The following is a 20,971-nucleotide window of genomic DNA, read 5'->3' on the forward strand; positions in this document are numbered from 1 at the left end:
ATTCACAATGCGATAAAATCGCATTGTAATAAGACTTATTTTAACATCTCTTCTTTAATTTCATCAAAACTTACAAGACTTTTACCAAAGTGATCCGTCATAAATTTTTGTGCTTCATCTTTATTTTTAAAGGGAATTAACTCTTCACCCATTGGTCCATAAATATTTGAACCAATTACATAATAAGCTTTTTTTGCATCTATTAATTCAAGAGTATAATAATCAGTTGCATTGATTTGAGATATATCATCTTTTGTATGTGTGTGTTCATATTTTGATGGATTGAAATAAAATTTCATCATATCTTTTACTCCATCAAAATAGTGATTATGTCCATCTTTTAATTGAATTTGAGCTACCCATTTTGGAAATTTTGAAACAAACATTCCACATACTGGACACTTTGCATCTTCTGGTACTTTTATCATTTTTGATTTGTCAACGGCTAACATCGGGTCATATAAATAAATTGACACAGATTGTAACATTTGAGAATCTAAATTTTTACAAACATTATTGTCAATTAAATATTGTTTTGCTTCACCTATAGAATTAAACTCTTTTAATTCTATTTGGTTACATAAAGATTCAAATATTTTTTTTCCTTTTTTTGCTATTGGAATTCTTTTTTCTTCTAAGCTTTTATTATCTTTATTTAAACCCTCTTTTGCAATTTTTAAACTTTCTTCAAAAGAGTGAATCTCACCACCAAAGTCTTTTTGAAATTTAATCGCAGCTTCTTTTGTAGAAAATGCATATTTACTAACAGGACTCATGGTTCCTGGTTTTGAACTTCCAACTACATAAAAAGCTTTTGTTGCATCAATTAATTTTAATGAATTAGTATCCACAACTTGAATATTTTTTATTTTGTCATGGTAATCTTCGTGAATTTCTGCTTGACAATGAAGAGAACAATATTGTTCTTTATGTCCATTTTTAAATTCTGTAACATGATTTGTTTTATAGAATTTTGTTAAAGGCATACCACAAACATCACAAAACTCTTTTGAAGAATTAGTCTTAACTAAAGTTGCATCTTTTGCTTCTACTGTTTGATACATTTCACCTGCATTTAAATTTGTAAACATTAATGCAAATAAAAACATAAGTAAACTTAGATTTTTTTTCATAATTTCCCCTTCTACTAAATATGGAAGATTATATTTAAATGAAGTTAATTTTTTGTTAAATATTCTATTTTTACAAAATTAAGAATTTGTATTTAATGCCACTAAAGTGACACTATTTATAAATAGAATGAAAATATTTTAAATTACAAGGAGAAAAGATATATAAAAATATTTAAGGTTGAGTTAAATTAAAATGTAATAGTTAATTATTCAGCATTTTAATTTTTCTATCTTCTGCGTTTAGGTAATAAAAATTAATTAAACAGAATGTTTATAAAGAAATTTTTATTAATAGATTATTTAAAGGTTATATATGAAAAACAATATACAAATTGAGTACGATTACTCAGTTGCAAAAGCATTTGCTGTTGTTGCAATTTTATTTGGTATCATAGGTATGACAGTTGGTGTTATCCTTGCGTTTCAATTGGCGTTTCCACAGTTAAGTAATTTAGCTGGGGAGTATGGTACATTCAGTAGATTAAGACCAATTCATACAAATGGAGTTACTTTTGGTTTTACATTAAGTGGCGCATTTGCAGGATGGTATTATATCTCGCAAAGAGTTTTAAAAGTTTCATTAAAAGAGTCACCTTTTTTAATGGCTATCGCAAAAATGCACTTTGTTCTTTACTTTATAACTATTCTTTTAGCTGTAATTACTTTATTCATGGGTTTTACAACTTCGAAAGAATATGCTGAATTAGAGTGGCCATTAGATATCTTAGTTGTTGTTTGGTGGGTTTTATGGGGTATTTCAATTTTTGGATTAATTGGAATTAGAAGAGAAAGAACTCTTTATATTTCTATTTGGTACTTTATTGCAACATTCATTTCTATTGCAATGTTATATTTATTTAATAATATGGAAGTTCCAACAGCTTTAGTATCTGGTTATGGTTCATGGATTCACTCTGTTTCTATGTATTCAGGTACAAATGATGCCTTAGTTCAATGGTGGTATGGACACAATGCTGTTGCATTTGTATTTACTGTACCAATTATTGCTCTAAGCTACTATTTTTTACCTAAAGAATCTGGTCAGAATGTTTACTCATATAAACTTTCTATTTTATCTTTCTGGGGATTATTATTTGTTTATTTATGGGCTGGTGGACACCATCTTATTTATGCAACTGTTCCAGACTGGATGCAAACAATGGGTTCTGTTATGTCAGTTGTTTTAATTTTACCATCATGGGGATCAGCTATTAATATGCTTTTAACAATGAAGGGTGAGTGGCAACAATTACAAACAAATACACTAATTAAATTTATGGTATTAGCTTCAACTTTCTATATGTTATCAACTATTGAAGGGCCAATTCAAGCTATTAAATCTGTAAATGCTATCGCACACTTTACTGACTGGATTCCAGGACATGTACATGATGGTGTTTTAGGATGGGTTGTATTTATGATTATGGCAGCACTATTCCATATGGTTCCAAGAATGTATAAAAGAGAGATTTACTCTAAATCATTAATGGATACACAATTCTGGTTACAAACTACAGGTATCGTTTTATACTTTACTTCAATGTGGATTGCAGGTATTACACAAGGTATGATGTGGAGAGCATATGATGAATATGGTTCTTTAGTATATTCATTTATTGATACAGTAACTGTATTACATCCATACTATACAATTAGAGCAGTTGGTGGGTTATTATACCTAATTGGATTCTTTATGTTCTCATATAATATTTATAAAACTATTAGATGTGGAAGAGTACTTGATAAAGAACCAGTAAATGCTACACCAGTAGCTGCGTAAGAAAAGGAGAAATTATGTTTCATTGGTTTGAACAAAGACCGTTTTTCTTTGCGGTACTAGTATTTTTATTCGTTGCATTTGCGGGTATTGTTGAAGTTATTCCAGATTTTGCAAAACAAAGTAGACCAACTGTTGGTACAAAACCATACAGTGTATTAGAATTAGCAGGTAGACAAGTTTATATAAAAGATTCTTGTAATGCTTGTCACTCACAATTAATTAGACCATTTAAATCAGAGACTGATAGATATGGGATGTATTCATTAAGTGGTGAGTATGCATATGATAGACCATTCTTATGGGGATCAAAAAGAACAGGTCCAGATTTAATGAGAGTTGGAAATTATAGAACTACAGATTGGCATGAAAACCATATGTATGAACCATCAGCTGTTGTTCCTGGAAGTATTATGCCAGCATATAAACATCAATTTACAAATAAAGCTGATTTAGATACAGCATATGCAGAAGCATATACAGTAAAAACAGTGTTTGCTACACCATATGATCAAGATTTAAATGGTGATGGGAAAATTGATGTAGAGTTAGGTGATTATGCTACAGCAATTGCAAAAGCAAAAGAAGATGCAAAAGCTATTGCTGCTGATATGAAAAATGAAGCTATAAAAGATGCTGTTGCAAACGGTCAAATTCCTGAAATAGTTGCATTAATTGCATATTTAAATTCTTTAAAATAAAGGAGAAATAAGATGAAATCTATGGTTATAGGTGGAATAATTCTTATCATCGCTTTATTAGCAGGAACTTACTTTGTAGCAGGTGATGCTTTTAATGGTGATGATTATATTAACAGCTTAACAATGCTAGGTGCAGTAGCTATTATTACAATTACTGTATTTGTTGCATTAAAATATGTTAATCAAATGAAAAATGATACAGCAAGTGGTGAATTAGCAGAAGAGAAATGGGATGGGATTGGTGAATATAAAAACCAAGTTCCAACTGGTTGGGCATTAGCATTTATAGGAACAATAATTTGGATGTTCTGGTATTTTACTGTTGGTTATCCAATAAATGGATTTTCACAAGTTGGTCAATGGAATGAAGAGACATTAGAATATAATGCAAAATTTGAGAAGAAATGGGAAAACCCATCAGATGAGACTTTAAAAGCTATGGGTCAATCAACTTTCTTAGTACAATGTGCACCTTGTCATGGTGTAGATGCTGAAGGAATTGATGGTAAAGCTCATAACTTAACAAAAAGAATGTCAAAAGAGCAAGTTGTTTATGTTATTAAAAATGGTGCGAATAACTTAAAAACAGTATATCCAGCTGGAATGCCTCCAATGATGTTAACAGAAGATGCAGATATAAATGCAGTTGCTGATTATGTTGCTGGTGGATTTAAAGGTGAACAACCTGCTTCATTTGCTACTTGTGCTGGTTGTCATGGTGATGATGGAAAAGGTATGGAGTTTGTAGCTCCAAATATCAGAGCTTATGATGATGCTTTAGTAACAGCTGTACTAAAAAATGGTAAAAAAGGTGCTATTGGATCAATGCCAAGTTTTGATGGTAGATTAAATGAGACACAAGAGAAAGCATTAGCTACATACTTAAGAAGTATAGGAGAGTAAGATGGCTGGAAATACACAAATGAATGAGAATGAGAGAGGGACTTTTAAACTAAATGGTATTACAGGTATGTTAGTAGCAGTTGTATTGTTATTAACAATATTAGGTGTATTAACATTTAATGGGATAAAAGTACAACAAAATGAGGCTAGTAATTTTTATAAAATCAATCAAGATTTGAATGGTTTAAAAATGAATAGTTCAGATAATTATAAACAGTATCAACTTGTTGGTTCTGGTAAATAAGGAGAAAATTATGTATCAAACTATTTGGGTTTTGCTTATATTGTCTGCTGTTATGACAGCTTATTATGCATTTTTTGACTCTGCTAGAGTATTTGTTGGTTAATAGGAAAAAATATGATTGAAAAAGAGTTATCACCTTTAGAAATATTAAAAGCATCTAGAAATCCATTAAGAGTGATTGAAGATATTTATAAAGAAGCAGTTGAGGGAATTCCCCTGACTGATGATTATATAGGATTATTAAAATGGTATGGAATGTATCCACATATTAATTCTCAAGGTTTAGAAGATAAAAAATATTTTATGAAAAGAATTAAAATAATTGATGCAAAAATTAATTTGACACAATTAGAAGTTCTGGCACAAATAGGTTTAAAATATGCTCAAGGTTTAGTTGATATTACAAATAGACAAAATATTCAATTTCATTATATTGAGATAAAAGATATGCCTGCAATTTTTGAATTATTACAATCAGTTGGATTAACTTCAAGAATGGCTTCAGGTGATGGTCCAAGACCGATTATGATATCTCCAGTAGCTGGTATTGACCCCCAAGAGATACTTGATACTTCATATTTGGTGAAAGATTTAAATTCATATTTTGATAAAAATGATGATAGATTTTGTAATTTTCCAAGAAAATATAAAGTTGGAATCTCTGGTTGTGGAAGACATACTGCTGCTCATGAGATACAAGATGTAGCTTTTACGGCTTTTAAATATGAAAATGGCGAAATATTATTTGATTTAACTCTTGGTGGAGGTTTGTCAAAATCTAAACAAATTGCTTATAGAGCAAGTAGATATGTAAAACCTGAGCAAGTAGTTGAAGTAGCAGTAGTTTGTGCTGAAATTTTTAGAGATTATGGAAATAGAGGTAATAGAAATAAAGCAAGAGTAAGACACTTAATAAATGAGTGGGGATTAGAAAAATTTGTGGATGAAATGGAATCAAGATTAGGATATAAACTTCTAATTGGAACTATTGAACCTAAAATTACTCCTTTTGAAAATAGAAATCATTTTGGAATTCATAAAGCAAAACAAGAAGGAAAATCTTTTATTGGATTTGCAACAAATTCAGGAAGAGTTGCTGGTGAAGACTTTCAAAAAATTAGTGATATTTGTAAAAAATATAAGGTAGAGGGAATCTCACTTACTCCAACTCAGAATTTTATAGTATATGGTGTAAATGATGAAGATGCTCAAACTTTAGCAGATGAATTTGAAGCATTAGGTTATCCATATAAACCAACTCCTTTTAGAGCAAGACTTCAATCATGTACAGGTAAAGAATTCTGTAAATTTGGAATCACTGAAACCAAAGAGTTTGCAAAAGTTGTGGTAACGCAACTAGAAGAAAAATTCCCTGATTTTAAAGAAAATATTACTATGGCAATTTCAGGATGTGGAAATGCCTGTTCTCATCCTCAAATTTCTGATATTGGTTTTGTTGGAACAAAAGTTAGAGATGAAGAAGGAAATAGAGTTGATGGATATGATGTTATTTTAGGTGGACAACTTCATGGTGTAGAAGGAAGTCGATTTGCACATAAAACAGATGTAAAAATTACAGCAGATAAATTAGTAGATTTTGTTGGTGAACTCATTATCTCTTATGAAATAGATAATCTAGGACAAAATACATTTAAAGAATATTTAAATGTTGTAGAATTAAGTAAATAAGAAGAGGTTTCTCTTCTTATTTACTTTTTATATCTCTTTATTCCATTGATGATATAATTTTTCAATGGTTTCAATTTCTTTAACAGAAGGTTTTCTTCTACAAGATAAGTATCCTTTTGAACCATCACAACTTTCAAATGGATAAACAGTTGCAAATACCCAATAATATCTCCCATCTTTTGCAGCATTTTTTACAAAACCTGTCCAAGTATCTCCTTTTTGAACAGTATCCCATAAACTTTTAAATGCTTTTTTTGGCATATCAGGATGTCTAACTATATTATGTGGTTTTCCTATCATTTCATCCAATGAATATCCTGCAACTTTGCAAAAATAATCGTTTGCAAATCTTATTAGACCTTTTGAATCGGTTTCACTAACTAAAAATGAGTCTTTTTCTAATATTATCTCTTTATCATTTATCATCTTTTCTTTCCTCTAGTTAAACTTTTTAGTTTTCGCATCAGCTAATAATTCACTTGCTAATAAAGAAACTTCTTGGGCTATTGTTTTTACTTGATTAGATTCAGCTGCATTTTCTTGTGTACCTCTATCTAAAATGTTTACAGCATCATTAATTTGTTCAATGCCAGACATTTGTTCTTTAGATGCTTTTGATACATTTTCAATAATATGAATTGTTTCAGAAATATTTTTATTTAATTCTTTATATCCCTCAATCATATCTGCTGAAATAATTTTTCCCTCATTTGTTTTTGCTGTTGCTTCTTGTACTAGATTTTTTATCTCACGTGCAGCATCAGCACTTCTATTTGCAAGATTTCGCACTTCTGCTGCAACTACTGCAAATCCACGTCCTGCTTCTCCTGCTGTTGCTGCTTCAACAGCAGCATTTAGTGAAAGGATATTTGTTTGAAAGGCAATTTGATCAATTACTGTAATTGCTTCATTTATTGCATGTACTTTTTTATTTATTTCATCCATTGAACTAGCTGTTTTTGCTGCTAAATTTTCTCCTGAAAAGGCAGATTTTTTAACTATTTGTCCAAGACTTGCCATTTTTGCTGCGTTTTCTGCATTATTTCTTGTAATACCTGTAATCTCAACAACGGCAGCAGCTGTTTCTTCTAGTGAGGCTGCTTGAACATTTGCTTTTGATGCTAAATTATTCATTGATGATGTCATCATTGTAGAATTATGCTGTAGAGTTTCTCCATTTTCAAAATTAGCTCTTGCATTTTTTTCTAAAGCTTTCCCTAATATATTGATACTTTCCATTAATAGTTTCATATCATCTTTATATTTATCAATAACTTTTATACTATCAGTAAAATCATTATTAGTGTAACTATTTACAACTCTTAGAATTCTAGTTGTAGCATCATTTAAACTGTATAACATTTTATTTAATGTTTGAGTTAGTGTATGAATAGTTGGAGTTGTACTTGTAGCATTTATTTTACAATTATAAATACCTCGTTCAACTTTGTCAGCTGTTAATACAATTTCACCTAAAACTTTTAAATCTTCTTTATTTCTATTATCTATTTTTTTGATTTCTACATTCCATTTTTTTATCACATTATTAACTTTTGAATTACTACTTGATTCTATATAATCAAATGTATTTTTTTCATAGGAAATAAATTCAATGAATTGCATAAAATAATTATTTAAGACTTCTAGTTCTTTATCTGAAATTGTGCCGAACATTTTAAATATCCTTTTTTTATTTTGAGTATTGTAGTGTTTATTGGCTTGTATTGAAATTAAATAATTATTTATTTAGTTATGAAATAGCGTAAATTCTTTGTTTTGTTTTATTTAATAATTTTTTGAGTAGATTTATAATTAATATATGTGATTTTCTTAAATAAAGTTTTCTTTCCTTAATACAAGACAAAAATTGTATTAATAATATAATGTAATCATAATAATGATTACTAAATTGTATCTAAGAAAAGAAATCCTTTATATAGTGACATATAAAATTAGTATGAATAATTATAAACTCATTTAGTGTTCTTTTAGTGGCATAAAGAAATTTTATTTTAAAAGTTTATTGAGCACTTCAAGAACTTTTGTATTTTGTTTATTCGTACCAATTGTAATTCTTATTGCATTCATTTTATAAGAAGATAAATCTCTTAATATGATGCCTTTTTTGAGTAATTTTTCTGATAGAATTTTTGAATCAAACTTATTTCCAAATTTATATATAATAAAATTTGTATATGAATCAATATATTCAATATCTTTTTTCTTTGCAAACTCTTCGTATCTTAACATTTCATTAAAATTACTTTTAATTGTTTTATTTACAAAATCTTCATCTTTTAAAGCTTCATTAGCAGCAATCAAAGCTAAGGTTGATACATTAAATGGATTTCTTACTTTATTTAATGTATTGATAATATTTTTATCTGCAATTCCATATCCAATTCTCATTCCACCTAAACCATATGCTTTAGAAAAACTTCCTAAATATATGCAGTTAGGAAACTTAGTGATTAAATCACTTGCATTTATTAATTTATTTTTGTCTTTAAAACTTGCATATTCTTGATAAACTCCATCTACAACTACTAAAGTTTTTTTAGAAATCTTTTTTAAAAAAGCATATACATCATTTTTATCTAAACACTCACCCAAAGGATTATTAGGTAAACATAAAAAAATAATATCAGCACCATGTTTTTCGTATAAATCAAAAAGTTGTTCTAAATTATGTTCATCATCTTTTGTTTTAATTATTTTTGCACCTACTTTTTTTGCAGATATTTCATACATTGCAAAGGTCGTATTTGCCATAAGAACAGTGGATTTTTTATCACATTTTGCCTGAACACAAATTTCAATAATTTGGTCAGAACCAGCACCAATGATTATATTTGATTTATTAACATTAAATTTTTTACTCAATGAATTTTTTAATTCATACATTGAATCATCTGGGTATCTAAACATTTCATTCATAGAACTTTTGATTTTTGTAATAACTTTTAATGAAGTACCAAATGGATTCTCATTTGATGCTAATTTTATTATATTTTTTTTATTTATGCCGTATTTTCTTGCAATTAAATCAATAGGTTTTCCAGCTTCATATATTGGCATGGTGTCTAATAATTTATTAAATTTCATTTTTTTCCTTTAATTTCATAGTTTTTATTACATATTTAGTTTATTAATTATTAGTGTTCATTTAGTGTTTTACTAATATAAAAAATTTTTTTGATTTTCAAGTGTTTTAAAAGTAGAAGATATGTGTGAATTATTTGTAAGAGAGTATTTTAAGAATAATTTAGAAATATAATGTAAATTTAAACAAATTTATTTTATGCACACAAAAGGATTGATTTTGATTGATATTATATCAATATCAAAAATATGTTTAGCAATTATTTTATATTTAGCTTTTAAATGAGCATATATTTGAAGAAGTTATTTGATTAAAAAGAAATGCGAAACAACGTTTATTTATCTAATAATCTCATAGTTATTTCTTTTGATATTTCTTTCATCTTTTTATTAAAATCATCATCAAATAAATCATCTCTTTTTATATAAAATGGTTTTACATATCCAACTTTTTTAAATTCATCTAAACTATATAAGAATTCAAAATATTTATCTAAAACTTCAATTTTAGTTGTTTTCCTAGAAATCTCTTTTTTAAATTTCTCATGATATTGTCTTATTTCTTCTTCTGTAAAATTAAAATTATCAATACAATATTGTTCAATAAAATATTTTTGAGTCATTCCGATTTTTGTTATCCAATCTTTTAATTCTTTTTGTTTTTCAAGTATATCTTTCATTTTGTCCCCTGTTGTACCTTACTACTATTTTATAATTTCATTATCCTAATTAATTTTAGGAAATATATTTAAAAGGAGCCTATTATGGCTAAACAAACTCCAATGACAAAAGCTGCATCACAAAGAATTCAATCTGCGACAGCAAAACAAACTGGTGGACAAACTTCAAAAGGAAGTTTCCCTGCAAAAGCTCAAAGTATAGCTGACAGAAATTCTTCAAAAGGAGGTAAATGAAATGGCTAAAACATCAAGTTGTAAACCAAATATGCCAAGTACTACGGGAAATCCATCTGGTAAAGGTCGTAGTAATTGTCCTCCATCTCAAGGAAAATAAAATAAATATGTAAGATAGTTAAAAATATCTTACATACATTCTCTTTTCTTTAGTTCAAAAATATTAAAAAAATTATTATTATCATTTATAAAAGATGTATAAGAATAATTTACTTCCGTTTCTTCTAATGCACAGATACATATTTTAGTTTTTTTAATATAAATGTCAATAGGAATTGATTCATTATAAATACCAATACATCCACTTAAAATTTCATGCTCAATTTCCATCGGATACCTATTTGTTTGTAGATTATACTTTTCAACAATATCATCTATATAATGTCCAGAAACGCTACCAAGTGTAAGAGCCATCAAAATAGAAGTTACTTTTCTTTTATTCGTCATTTTCTCTCCATAATTCATTCATTTTAAAAGAATATTTATATAATGCTAAATAAAATGGTAAAACCATTATATTAATCCATAAAAGTTCTTTTGTAAGTGGTTCTAAAATTATTGTTCCAATAAAATCAATTAAATTAATTAATAAAATCCAAATCCAGAATTCTCTATAAAGTATTTTCTTTATATATATAAAACCAAAGAACCCAATAAAAGAAATGGCTTTTATTGATAAAATAAATATATTATATAAAATTTCTGAGGTATAGTTTTCCCCATATGTGTTGTTACTAATTATATTATCATCAAGAAAAAATGCTGTTATGAATATTAAACTTATTAAAAGTAGTAATATATAAAAATATATTTTCCACCATATACTACGTTTTTCAATCAATTTTTATCTCCTCGTTTAACTTTTTTAAAATCATTACCATTGATAAAGTATCGAGTTTACAATACTCTAAAAGTGAATTCCTCATTTTTTGTTTTATTTCATCTAAATACTTTATATCCTTAAAGGCATGAATTATTTGGCTTTATTTTAAAATATAGTAAGAGTAGATTCTTCATATATTTTATAGAGCATTTAATAATTTGTTTTTTGATGAATATAAATATTTCGTTAATATTCAATTTCTTTTTTATTAAAAAAATAAACATTATTATGACTTGTATTACTTCTGATAAAAATCTTTTTCACTTCTTTTTTTAAGCTATCTACTCTCCATCTATTTAATGCAAAATTAATTAACTTTTCTTCTCTTTTATCTAAAAAATTTTCATATAATTCATGCCAAAACTTCCAAGTCTTTTTAGTTCTTTGACTATTGATTTCTTCCAATGATTTATCAAATATTGACTTTAACTCTCGTAACATATAAGTATCAGGTTGATCTTGTGTTTTTTTAAAATATTCAATTATTTTATCTTCAACTCGGTCATTGGATACACTTATGTTTATTGATGGTTCTAACAATACAAAGTTTCCAAGTCGCCTTTTATTGATATTATTTATATCATCTGTAACTGAAAATTCTTTTCTTGCCCAAATATGTTCTTTATGATAATAATCGTTCTTAGCATTTTTATCTTGAGAAGCTAATATTTTACATAAATCTGTACTTCGATCATGTTTTTTTCTTAAAAATTCTTCATAGTTTGCAAGGAAAAATCTTATATTATTCCAACCATAATAATCATAGTCCTCATCTTTATCCAAAGTTAAATATTCTATAAATAGTTGATCGTGTGCTTTACTTTCTATAAAACTTTTTAATTTATTAATTAACCAATTAGTATCATATATAAAAGTTTTTTCTTCATTATAGTTGTCATATGAATTAAAAAATTTATGTGCATACCAAAATAAATCTCCTTGACTTGTATCTGCACGATTTGCAATGCCACTTCCGTAATATCTAAAATTTAATTTTTCCAAAAGTTCTAAAATAACTCCACGCTCTTCTTGATTATCAACACGTTCAAATAATGCAATAATAATAGGTAATATTGATGCAATACTTGCATGTAAGCTCATGTATGAAAGCCATTTTTTTTCGATTTTACTTATTTCCTGTATATCTTTCTTGCCAAAAATATATTGATAAGTGTAAGAAGCATTAGCTAAAAATAATACAAAATCTTTTAAAGTTTGCCATTTTGTTTTATCATTCGCAGGATACCATTCTTTTAATGTATCATAAACATAATAACTTCGACTTTTATTTGTATCAGCAAAAACAATCCAACAATTACGTAAGAATGAATTTTCTGCATCATTTGATGTATATCCTGCTTGATTTAAATTTTTTAGTATTATCCCCCAATTAGAATCAATAGTTGTCTTTAAGTCTTTAACATTATTTTTTTCTGAATAATAAATTAAATAATTTTTTATTTTTTCTAACTCACTTAATTTTTTTCCTCTATTATTTATTACCTCAAACATTATTCCTATTTCAGCACCATCTTTAGGTGCATAAAATAATAATCCTAATCTTTCAGTGATAATTCTGTAGATTTCATTATGATTGTAATTTGTTTCTTTTAACCAAATAGAAAATTCATCAAAAGCATTACTTATATTAAAATGAGATTTAGTAAGTATTTCTTCATTATCTTGGTTTTCAAGAATAATATGTTTATAAAAGAAATTATCAAGCAAAGAGTTTAACGAAAACTTGCGAATGGTATTACCTTTGTCAACTCCAGTGGCAATAAAATAAGAAAACAATTCATTTTGATTTATAACAGTTAGTTTTTTTTGATTATAGATGACTGCTAAAAGTATAACAATTGTCGTTAATCTCTGTTGTCCATCCACAATGTCATATATTTCAACTTCTTCTGTTCTTTTATAACTAGCAACAATAGTTCCTGTATAATGTCTATATGAACTAATAAATAAATTTTCTATATCTATTAATAAATCTTCTCTTTGTTTTTTTTCCCATGAATACCCTCTTTGATATTCAGGAATAACGAAAGAACGCTTTCCATGTGAAAAAATATCTTTTAAACTTAATAATTCATAATTATCTTTATTCATTTATTCCCTTAATATACATCAATAAAATATGCTCTTTTTCAGAGTTTTCACATAAAAAAGTATATATACACTCTTTCTTATTTTTAACTGATTTACTGCAAAATTAATAATTAACTAAAATTCTATCAAAAAGCTGTCACATATGGTGTCACATTTTTTGAATTATTTCTTATTTAATAAAATTAAATTGTATAGTGATATAAAAATTTATTTTCTGTTTATTTCTGAAATTAAGTTTCTAGTTATTTTTTATTGAGATTTTCTTTAAATAATTACTTATCATTGGCATATAATCTTTTCTACAAATTAAGTGAGTTGCCAATATTTCATCACTTCCTTCAATTTTTTTTAGTATAAAATCATTTGAATATCCATATTTATCAATTAATGCTTTTGATAAAAAAGCTTTTCCAAAACCTGCTTTTACAAATCCTTGCATCACATCATAATTTTGAATAACCATTATTTTAAAATCTGAATTACCATTATTTCTCATATACTCTTGTAAATATTTAAAGTGGGTGCTATCTTCTCTATATCCTATTAAACAATTAGGGGATTTTTTTCCCTTTGACTCAATAAAATATAAATCATCATCAAATTTATTTAAAACAACAATATCTTTATGATTTGGATCTCCTGCTACAAAACCAATATCAATTTTATAATCAAGTAAATCTTCAATAACTTTTGGTGTTCCATTTGTAGAAATTTCTATTTTCATATCTGGAAATTTTTTATTTAATTTATCTGTAAATGAAAGAATTCTAATTGCTGCATTTGCTTGTGAAGTGCCAATTCTTAGTATTTCTTGATGGGAAATATTTTTCATTTGAAGTTGAGCTTCTTCTACTTTTTTTACTATTTCTATTGCAAAAGGGTAGAGCTTTTCACCTTCTTTACTAAGAATCACACCTTTTGGTGTTCTATGAAATAAAGAGTAACCAATAACTTTTTCTAATTGTTTGATTCTTAGTGTGACATTTGATTGTGTAAAACCCAAATCTAGAGCTCCTAAAGAGATTGATTTTCTATTTGCCACGCTTACAAAAACTTTTAAAAGTGAAGAATCCATATTGCTATCCATTATGTAAAATATAATTATGTATTATTTGACATAATACAGTAAAAAGATTTATAATTCAAAAAAAGTAAAGGAATCCTATGCACGCAATAGAAAAACTTTTAGCAAAAAAAGCAGGAAAAAGTTCGGTGAAAACTGGTGAAATAGTAAACTGTGAAGTTGATATGGCAGGAATTAATGATTTATATTTACAAACAATAAAATCCTTTTTTGAAATGGGAGCCAAAAAAGTTTTTAATCCCTCAAAAGTAATAATGTTTTTAGACCATTATGCTCCACCTTCAACTATAACACAAGCCCAAAATCAAAAAGAGTTTAGAGAGTTTTGTTGGGATCAAGGAATTGAACTTCTTATGGATATAGACCAAGGTGTTTGTCATCAAGTTTTAGCTGATAAAGGATTGTCATATCCAGGAGAAATAGTTGTAATTACAGATTCTCACACCACAACTCACGGAGCATTTGGAGCATTTGGTACAGGTGTTGGAGCAACTGATTTAGCAATTATTTTAGCCACGGGAAAACTTTGGTTTAGAGTACCTGAAATCATAAAAATAAATTTTGAGGGAATTCCTGCACGAGGAGTATATGCAAAAGATATGATACTTAATGCTATTGGGCAATTAGGTGCAGATTTTGCAGTTTATAAAGCAGTTGAATTTTCAGGAAGTGCTTTAAAACATTTAAATATTTCTGAAAGAATGGCTATGTGTAATATGAGTACTGAAATGGGTGCAAAAACTTCATATATACAACCTGATGAAATTACAATGAAGTTTTTGGAACAAAATGTTTCAAAAGAGTATGAGATATTTTATACGGATGAAGATTTTAAATATGAAGCAGAAATAACTATTGATATTTCAGATTTAAAACCTCAAATTGCAGCACCTTTTAGTGTAGATAATGTATTTGATATTTCAAAATTTATTGGTCAAGAAATAGACCAAGCATATCTTGGGTCATGTACTGGTGGAAGAGCAGAAGATATTGCCATAGCTGCTTCAATTTTGAAGGATAAAAAAGTATCTTCACGAACAAGATTTATAATTGTTCCAGCTTCAAAAGAAGTTTTTTTAGAATCAATGAGAAGAGGAGATGTTCAAACTTTAGTTACCTCAGGTGCGACTTTTGTAACTCCTGGTTGTGCAGCTTGTTTAGGAACTCATGAGGGAATGTTGGCTTCTGGTGAGAGATGTATTACTACAACTAATAGAAATTTTCCAGGACGAATGGGACATGCTTCTGCTCAAATCTTTTTAGGTTCACCAGCAGCAGTTGCTGCGGCTGCTTTAGAGGGAAAAATCGTTGATCCCTCAAATTATATAAATTAAGGATAAAAAATGCAAAAGCAAATTAAAGGAAAAGTATTTTTGTTTGGGAAAAATGTTGATACAGACCAAATTTATCCAGGAAGATTTGTTCAATATACAGATGTTAATGATATAGTAAAATACGCAATGCATGGAGCAGATGAAGAATTTGTAAATAAAGTTAGCAAGGGTGATATTATAGTTGCAGGAACAAACTTTGGATGTGGTTCAAGTAGAGAACATGCTGCTATTACTCTAAAAGCTGTTGGAATTGGAGTGATTTTAGCAGAATCTTTTGGAAGAATCTTTTATAGAAATGCAATAAATCTTGGACTTCCAGTAATTATTTGTCCAAAAATTTCAGATTTAGTACAAAATGCCGAAATTCTAGAAGTTGATTTAGAAAAAGGTGTTGTATTAAATGAAAATGGTAAAGTGGCAATGATTGAGCCAATGAGTGAATATGTTTTAAATATATTAGAAAATGGTGGGATAAAAGAGTTAATAAAAAAACAATTAAAGGAAAATAAATGAATACAATAATGAAAAAATATTTTCCAGAATTCACCCAAGAGTTTATTGAAGTTGAAGAAGGAATAAAAATAAATACATTAGTTGCAGGGCAGGGCAATGAAGCTATTCTTCTTTTGCATGGACATCCTGAGAGTTATTTAATTTGGAGAGGAATTGCCTCACAATTAGCCCAAAATTATAAAGTTGTTCTTACTGATTTAAGAGGATATGGTGATAGTTCAAAACCAGAGGGTTTGGACAATCATTCAAACTATTCAAAAAGAGTAATGGCACTTGACCAAGTAAAAGTTATGGAAAAATTAGGAATTAATAAGTTTCATTTAGTAGGACATGATAGAGGTGCAAGAGTTGCCCATAGACTTATTTTAGACCATAGCGATAAAATATTAACTTGTATAATGATGGATATTTTACCAACATATGATATGTATGAACAAACAAATAGAGAGTTTGCTACAAAATATTGGCATTGGTTCTTTTATATTCAACCAAAACCCTTTCCTGAAACTTTTTTAGGTTCAAATCCAGATTATTTTATTAGAAGAAATTTATTAAATAAAGCCACAAGTGATTCAGTAAAAGATATGTTTCCCCAAGATGTATTAGAAGAATATATAAGACACTATAGTGATCCTAGATGTGTTCATGCAATTAGTGAAGATTATCGAGCATCAAATACAATTGATTTAGAACATGACAAAATAGATAGGGATAAAACTATCAGTATTCCTTTATTAGTTTTATGGGGAGCAAATGGTGTAGTTGGAAATATTTGGAATATCCTAGAGGGATGGAAAAAATTTGCTTCAAACGTTTCTGGATTTGCAGTAGAAAACTGCGGACATTTTGTTCCAGAAGAACAACCTCAAATTGTCTTAAAAGCTATTTTAGATTTTTTAAAGAAAAGATAGAAGAGTATTAAATATTGAATTTACTAAATATTTAAACAAAAAAAGGCAAGAGATAAAAACCTCTTACCTTTTCGATGTAGTAGTACTTAGAGCTTATTCAGCTACTGATACTTCTACTGGTGTACCTTCTCTAATTTAGACAATAGCACTTTTATACTATTCTATTCTAAATGATACCATAAAGTCCTATTTATAGGCATTATAAAAACTATTTTAAAATATAAGATAACTCTTTTATCCTATCTTAACCTATTAAATTCTATTATTAGGTGTCAAATAGGTGTCAAAAATATAGATAGGAAAATCCATTGAAAAAAACAAAATTTACAGGTGTTTTTTACAACGAAACGATAAATAATGGTAAAGTATTTTACATAAGATATAAGTTAAATGGTAAACCAATTAGAGAAAAAGTTGGAAGTGAAAAAGAGGGTGTCAATGCAGCTTATGCAAACAAAATAAGAGCAAAAAGAACATCAATAGATAGATTAAAAGAAGATGCACCTATGCTTTTAAATCAAAAGTTACCAACTTTTGATGAATGTTTTAATTTGTACTATAAATCAATAGAAAATAAAAGTGATAGTCTAAATACTAAAAGAAGATATGAACTACATATAAAATCAACTTTTGGACACATAAAAATAGATGATATTACAACTCAAATGATAGATGATTTTAAATTAAAAGCTAAGAAGTTAAAAAGTCTAAAAACTGGAAGAGAATATGCTCCTAAAACTATTAATGATTGGATTAATATAATTGGAACAGTTTTTAATTATATGATTTCAAAAAAAGATTTGAATATTAAAAATCCGGCAATTGCAACTAAAGTAGAAAGAGAAAAAGTTGACAATGATAGAGAAAGATATTTAGAATTAGATGAAATTAAAAAGATTTGGGATGCATTAGATAATAGACAAGAATACTTTGATAATCAAATTAGAGATGAAGTAACTGAAAATATAAAAGTATTTTTAGCATTAAGCATATCAACTGGAGCAAGATTAAGGAGTGTATTAACTATTTCAAAAGCAGATGTTAATTTAAATTCAAATACAGTAATTATCAAAAATCATAAATCAAATAGAACATATAACGGATATATACATTCTGCATATAAAGAAATAATTGCTAAAAGAATAGAAAAACTTAGTCCAATTGATTATCTTGTTAATAGTTCATCAGATGAACTTAATAGAAATTCTATAAATAAAGTTCTACAGCCAATTTTTGATGAATTGTTTAATCAAGGATTAAAGCCAGAAGATACTAAAAGAAGAGTTGTAATTCACACTATTAGACACACTTTTGCTTCGCAACTTGCAATACAAGGTACACCCATCTATACAATCATGAAATTAATGGATCATGCAGATATTAGTCAAACCATTAGATATGCAAAATTAAGCCCTGATAGTGGGAAAGATGCTGTGCAAAGCTTAAAATTTTAAATTAAAAATTGATATGTTTGAATATAAAGCCCTAAATATAGGGGGCTTTATATTAATTCTGAACTTTAAAAATATGATGAATTTTTTCATAAGAAATCCATCCTATAGCAGCTGCACCTACAATAATAAATACTAAGAGATCGTTATTCTGATATTCTATTATTACTTTATATAGAACAAGTCCACACTTTAAGATAGATACTATTGCAATAAAAACTATAATAAATTCATTTAATTTTAGCTCTTTCTTTAAAAAGATAAGAGAAACTGGTACGTATAAAAATGCTAATGCAAAACTGATTATTTCAATCATAATAAAACCTTATTAATAATTGAGCAATGCAACAAAATATTATTTTGAATTTTCTATGTATATTTTTATTTATTTTAGATTATTTTGTTTTATTTTAGATTGTTTTGTTTTAGATTATTTTGTTTTATTTTAGATTGTTTTGTTTTAGATTATTTTGTTTTAGATTATTTTGTTTTATTTTAGATTATTTTGTTTATTTTGTTTATTTTGTTTATTTTGTTTATTTTGTTTATTTTGTTTATTTTGTTTATTTTGTTTATTTTGTTTATTTTGTTTATTTTGTTTATTTTGTTTATTTTGTTTATTTTGTTTATTTTGTTTATTTTGCTCTGATTTGAATTATATAGGAAAAAATTATTAATGTCAAGATATATTGTATTGGTCCAATATATATTACACTGAGATTAGTATTAAAAGTTTTTAATTTATCAACTAAGAAGTATTCTTCCTGATTCTAAAGTTGATGTTAATTTAAACTTAAATACTGTAATAATTAAAAAATATAAATCAAATAGATCACAAACTGATATTTAAATATTCAGAATTAAGTTCTGACAGATAAAAGATACAGTTTAGAAATTAAAATCTTAAATTATTAAAATAGAATTAAATTTTAGTTTATTCTTAAATCATAAAATCAATAAATAGTCTATATAAAGCAGCTTAGCAAGCATTTTAAATTTAAATTAATATTCTATAATGTAGAATATGTTTAATATATAATAGAATATAATTTCTATATTATAGAAAATGTATGAAAGGATTTAATAATGTTAGAAGTATTATTTGGTAGTAAAAATGCAGAAAGAGTATTACAATTTTTATTAGCAAGAAATAGTGCTTATGCAAGAGAAATAGCATTATTTTATGATGTAAGTCCTTCTGTAATTAAAAAACAATTAGAGAAATTTGAAACAGGAAGTATTATTGTCGGTAGAGATATTGGAAATATAAGAATTTATGAATTAAATCAAAGAAATCTATTTATTAAAGAACTTACTGCATTACTAATTAAATCTAGATCTACTTATGAGCCAGAAGAAAGAGCCAGATTAGTAAGAAAAGATAGAAGTAGACCTAGAAGTAAAAATAAACCACTTATTCAAAGAAGAGATAATATTCAGGATATACAAAAATGAATATTGAATTATTAAAAGAAGTAAAAACTCCTGAAGAAACTGCATCAATAGTTTACGAAATACTCAAAGCTAAAGGAATAGAGGTTGTATTAACTGGCGGTAGTTGTATGGAAATATATACTCATTCAAATTATTCATCTTATGATTTAGATTTTATTGCTAATCCTTCAATAAAAACAGAACAGGTTAAAAATGCTATGATTGAAGCAGGTTTTGAAAAAACAAAAGATAGATATTTTAAGCACCCTGATAATGATTATTATGTGGAATTCCCGACTGGTCCAGTTAGTTTGGGAAATGAAGAACCCAAAGAACATAGTGAGTTAAAAACTCATGTGGGAACTTTAAAACTTCTTACTCCTACAAATTGTGTTAAAGATAGATTATGTGCTTATCTTTATCATAATGGAGAAGAGTGTTTTTCTCAAGCAATTGCAGTTGCACATAAAAATGAGATAGACAAAGAAAATTTATCAAAATGGGCATTTAAAGAATGTCTAGAAATGCAAGAAACAGTCAATGAATTATTAAGAAATTTAGAATATTTAGATAAAACAGTAACTAATGAACTAATTAAATCTTACTTGAAATCAAAAGAAGAAAAACATAAAGTTGATATTAGTATAGAATCAGATTTTTTATTATTAACAGATGACCTAATTGATGATTATGTAATTCATGAATTATTAGGAGTTGAATTAGGCGAGGATGCTATTTATTATGAAAAAATGGAGCAATTGTATAAAGAAAGATAATTTTTTGTAA

22 protein-coding genes are annotated in these 20,971 nt (G+C 27.0%); 12 read left to right on the plus strand and 10 right to left on the minus strand.

Annotation, left to right across the window (positions count from 1 at the left end):
- Positions 1 to 35: 35 nt before the first annotated feature.
- The gene (locus AVENP_RS04880; RefSeq protein ID WP_128360318.1) at positions 36 to 1,133 is read right to left on the minus strand and encodes a nitrous oxide reductase accessory protein NosL; all 1,098 of its coding nucleotides are present in this window, start codon (positions 1,131 to 1,133) and stop codon (positions 36 to 38) included.
- 313 nt (positions 1,134 to 1,446) lie between these two features.
- Between AVENP_RS04880 and ccoN the strand changes: the two genes are divergently transcribed.
- From ccoN to AVENP_RS04905, 5 genes are all read left to right on the plus strand, one after another.
- A complete protein-coding gene (ccoN, locus tag AVENP_RS04885; RefSeq protein ID WP_172664216.1) occupies positions 1,447 to 2,913 on the plus strand; it encodes a cytochrome-c oxidase, cbb3-type subunit I in 1,467 nt (488 codons plus the stop codon).
- Between the two features lie 14 nt (positions 2,914 to 2,927).
- A complete protein-coding gene (gene ccoO / locus AVENP_RS04890) occupies positions 2,928 to 3,611 on the plus strand; it encodes a cytochrome-c oxidase, cbb3-type subunit II (protein WP_128360382.1) in 684 nt (227 codons plus the stop codon).
- Between the two features lie 12 nt (positions 3,612 to 3,623).
- Positions 3,624 to 4,514, plus strand: coding sequence for a c-type cytochrome (locus tag AVENP_RS04895; protein WP_128360386.1), 891 nt, complete (start codon positions 3,624 to 3,626; stop codon positions 4,512 to 4,514).
- A 1-nt stretch (position 4,515) separates the two neighbouring features.
- On the plus strand, positions 4,516 to 4,758 hold the full coding sequence (locus tag AVENP_RS04900) for a DUF4006 family protein (protein WP_128360385.1): 243 nt from the start codon (positions 4,516 to 4,518) through the stop codon (positions 4,756 to 4,758).
- Positions 4,759 to 4,872: 114 nt separating this feature from the next.
- The gene (locus tag AVENP_RS04905) at positions 4,873 to 6,447 is read left to right on the plus strand and encodes a nitrite/sulfite reductase (RefSeq protein WP_228201875.1); all 1,575 of its coding nucleotides are present in this window, start codon (positions 4,873 to 4,875) and stop codon (positions 6,445 to 6,447) included.
- Between the two features lie 27 nt (positions 6,448 to 6,474).
- On the opposite strand, the gene AVENP_RS04910 is transcribed toward AVENP_RS04905, so the two are convergent.
- The 4 genes from AVENP_RS04910 to AVENP_RS04925 all read right to left on the minus strand — a co-directional run bounded on the left by AVENP_RS04910 (position 6,475) and on the right by AVENP_RS04925 (position 10,229).
- Positions 6,475 to 6,873 carry a PAS domain-containing protein gene (locus tag AVENP_RS04910; RefSeq protein WP_128358995.1) on the minus strand — a complete coding sequence of 133 codons (399 nt, stop codon included), beginning with the start codon at positions 6,871 to 6,873 and terminating at the stop codon, positions 6,475 to 6,477.
- A 12-nt stretch (positions 6,874 to 6,885) separates the two neighbouring features.
- On the minus strand, positions 6,886 to 8,121 hold the full coding sequence (locus AVENP_RS04915) for a methyl-accepting chemotaxis protein (protein ID WP_128358994.1): 1,236 nt from the start codon (positions 8,119 to 8,121) through the stop codon (positions 6,886 to 6,888).
- Between the two features lie 333 nt (positions 8,122 to 8,454).
- The gene (gene hisC, locus AVENP_RS04920; RefSeq protein WP_128358993.1) at positions 8,455 to 9,552 is read right to left on the minus strand and encodes a histidinol-phosphate transaminase; all 1,098 of its coding nucleotides are present in this window, start codon (positions 9,550 to 9,552) and stop codon (positions 8,455 to 8,457) included.
- Positions 9,553 to 9,884: 332 nt separating this feature from the next.
- Entirely contained in the window at positions 9,885 to 10,229 is a 345-nt protein-coding gene (locus AVENP_RS04925) for a hypothetical protein (RefSeq protein ID WP_128358992.1), read from the minus strand.
- Between the two features lie 84 nt (positions 10,230 to 10,313).
- Here AVENP_RS04925 and AVENP_RS04930 point away from each other — a divergent pair, with 84 nt between their 5' ends.
- Positions 10,314 to 10,463 carry a hypothetical protein gene (locus AVENP_RS04930; RefSeq protein ID WP_172664217.1) on the plus strand — a complete coding sequence of 50 codons (150 nt, stop codon included), beginning with the start codon at positions 10,314 to 10,316 and terminating at the stop codon, positions 10,461 to 10,463.
- Between the two features lie 129 nt (positions 10,464 to 10,592).
- On the opposite strand, the gene AVENP_RS04935 is transcribed toward AVENP_RS04930, so the two are convergent.
- From AVENP_RS04935 to AVENP_RS04950, 4 genes are all read right to left on the minus strand, one after another.
- Complete coding sequence (locus tag AVENP_RS04935; protein WP_128358991.1) at positions 10,593 to 10,910, minus strand: hypothetical protein; 318 nt, start codon at positions 10,908 to 10,910, stop codon at positions 10,593 to 10,595.
- Positions 10,900 to 11,304, minus strand: a complete 405-nt coding sequence (locus AVENP_RS04940; RefSeq protein WP_128358990.1) for a hypothetical protein — start codon at positions 11,302 to 11,304, stop codon at positions 10,900 to 10,902. The genes AVENP_RS04935 and AVENP_RS04940 overlap by 11 nt, the downstream gene beginning before the upstream one ends.
- A 228-nt stretch (positions 11,305 to 11,532) precedes the next feature.
- On the minus strand, positions 11,533 to 13,458 hold the full coding sequence (locus AVENP_RS04945; protein ID WP_128358989.1) for a DUF262 domain-containing protein: 1,926 nt from the start codon (positions 13,456 to 13,458) through the stop codon (positions 11,533 to 11,535).
- Positions 13,459 to 13,696: 238 nt separating this feature from the next.
- On the minus strand, positions 13,697 to 14,533 hold the full coding sequence (locus AVENP_RS04950; RefSeq protein WP_128358988.1) for a LysR family transcriptional regulator: 837 nt from the start codon (positions 14,531 to 14,533) through the stop codon (positions 13,697 to 13,699).
- An 89-nt stretch (positions 14,534 to 14,622) separates the two neighbouring features.
- On the opposite strand from AVENP_RS04950, the gene AVENP_RS04955 reads away from it, so the two are divergent.
- From AVENP_RS04955 to AVENP_RS04970, 4 genes are all read left to right on the plus strand, one after another.
- Positions 14,623 to 15,876, plus strand: coding sequence for a 3-isopropylmalate dehydratase large subunit (locus AVENP_RS04955; protein WP_128358987.1), 1,254 nt, complete (start codon positions 14,623 to 14,625; stop codon positions 15,874 to 15,876).
- Positions 15,877 to 15,885: 9 nt separating this feature from the next.
- Positions 15,886 to 16,389, plus strand: coding sequence for a LeuD/DmdB family oxidoreductase small subunit (locus AVENP_RS04960; protein ID WP_128358986.1), 504 nt, complete (start codon positions 15,886 to 15,888; stop codon positions 16,387 to 16,389).
- Positions 16,386 to 17,300, plus strand: coding sequence for an alpha/beta fold hydrolase (locus AVENP_RS04965; protein WP_204514123.1), 915 nt, complete (start codon positions 16,386 to 16,388; stop codon positions 17,298 to 17,300). The genes AVENP_RS04960 and AVENP_RS04965 overlap by 4 nt, the downstream gene beginning before the upstream one ends.
- A 308-nt stretch (positions 17,301 to 17,608) precedes the next feature.
- Entirely contained in the window at positions 17,609 to 18,754 is a 1,146-nt protein-coding gene (locus AVENP_RS04970) for a tyrosine-type recombinase/integrase (RefSeq protein WP_128358985.1), read from the plus strand.
- Positions 18,755 to 18,806: 52 nt separating this feature from the next.
- Here AVENP_RS04970 and AVENP_RS04975 read toward each other — a convergent pair whose 3' ends face one another.
- Positions 18,807 to 19,067: a hypothetical protein gene (locus AVENP_RS04975; protein ID WP_128358984.1), complete on the minus strand. Its 261-nt coding sequence runs from the start codon at positions 19,065 to 19,067 to the stop codon at positions 18,807 to 18,809.
- A gap of 770 nt (positions 19,068 to 19,837) precedes the next feature.
- Here AVENP_RS04975 and AVENP_RS04980 point away from each other — a divergent pair.
- Together AVENP_RS04980 and AVENP_RS04985 are read left to right on the plus strand one after the other, a co-directional pair.
- Positions 19,838 to 20,206, plus strand: coding sequence for a helix-turn-helix domain-containing protein (locus AVENP_RS04980; RefSeq protein ID WP_128358983.1), 369 nt, complete (start codon positions 19,838 to 19,840; stop codon positions 20,204 to 20,206).
- Positions 20,203 to 20,961: a hypothetical protein gene (locus AVENP_RS04985; RefSeq protein WP_128358982.1), complete on the plus strand. Its 759-nt coding sequence runs from the start codon at positions 20,203 to 20,205 to the stop codon at positions 20,959 to 20,961. The genes AVENP_RS04980 and AVENP_RS04985 overlap by 4 nt, the downstream gene beginning before the upstream one ends.
- Positions 20,962 to 20,971: the final 10 nt, after the last annotated feature.

The organism is Arcobacter venerupis (assembly GCF_013201665.1).
Lineage (GTDB): Bacteria > Campylobacterota > Campylobacteria > Campylobacterales > Arcobacteraceae > Aliarcobacter > Aliarcobacter venerupis.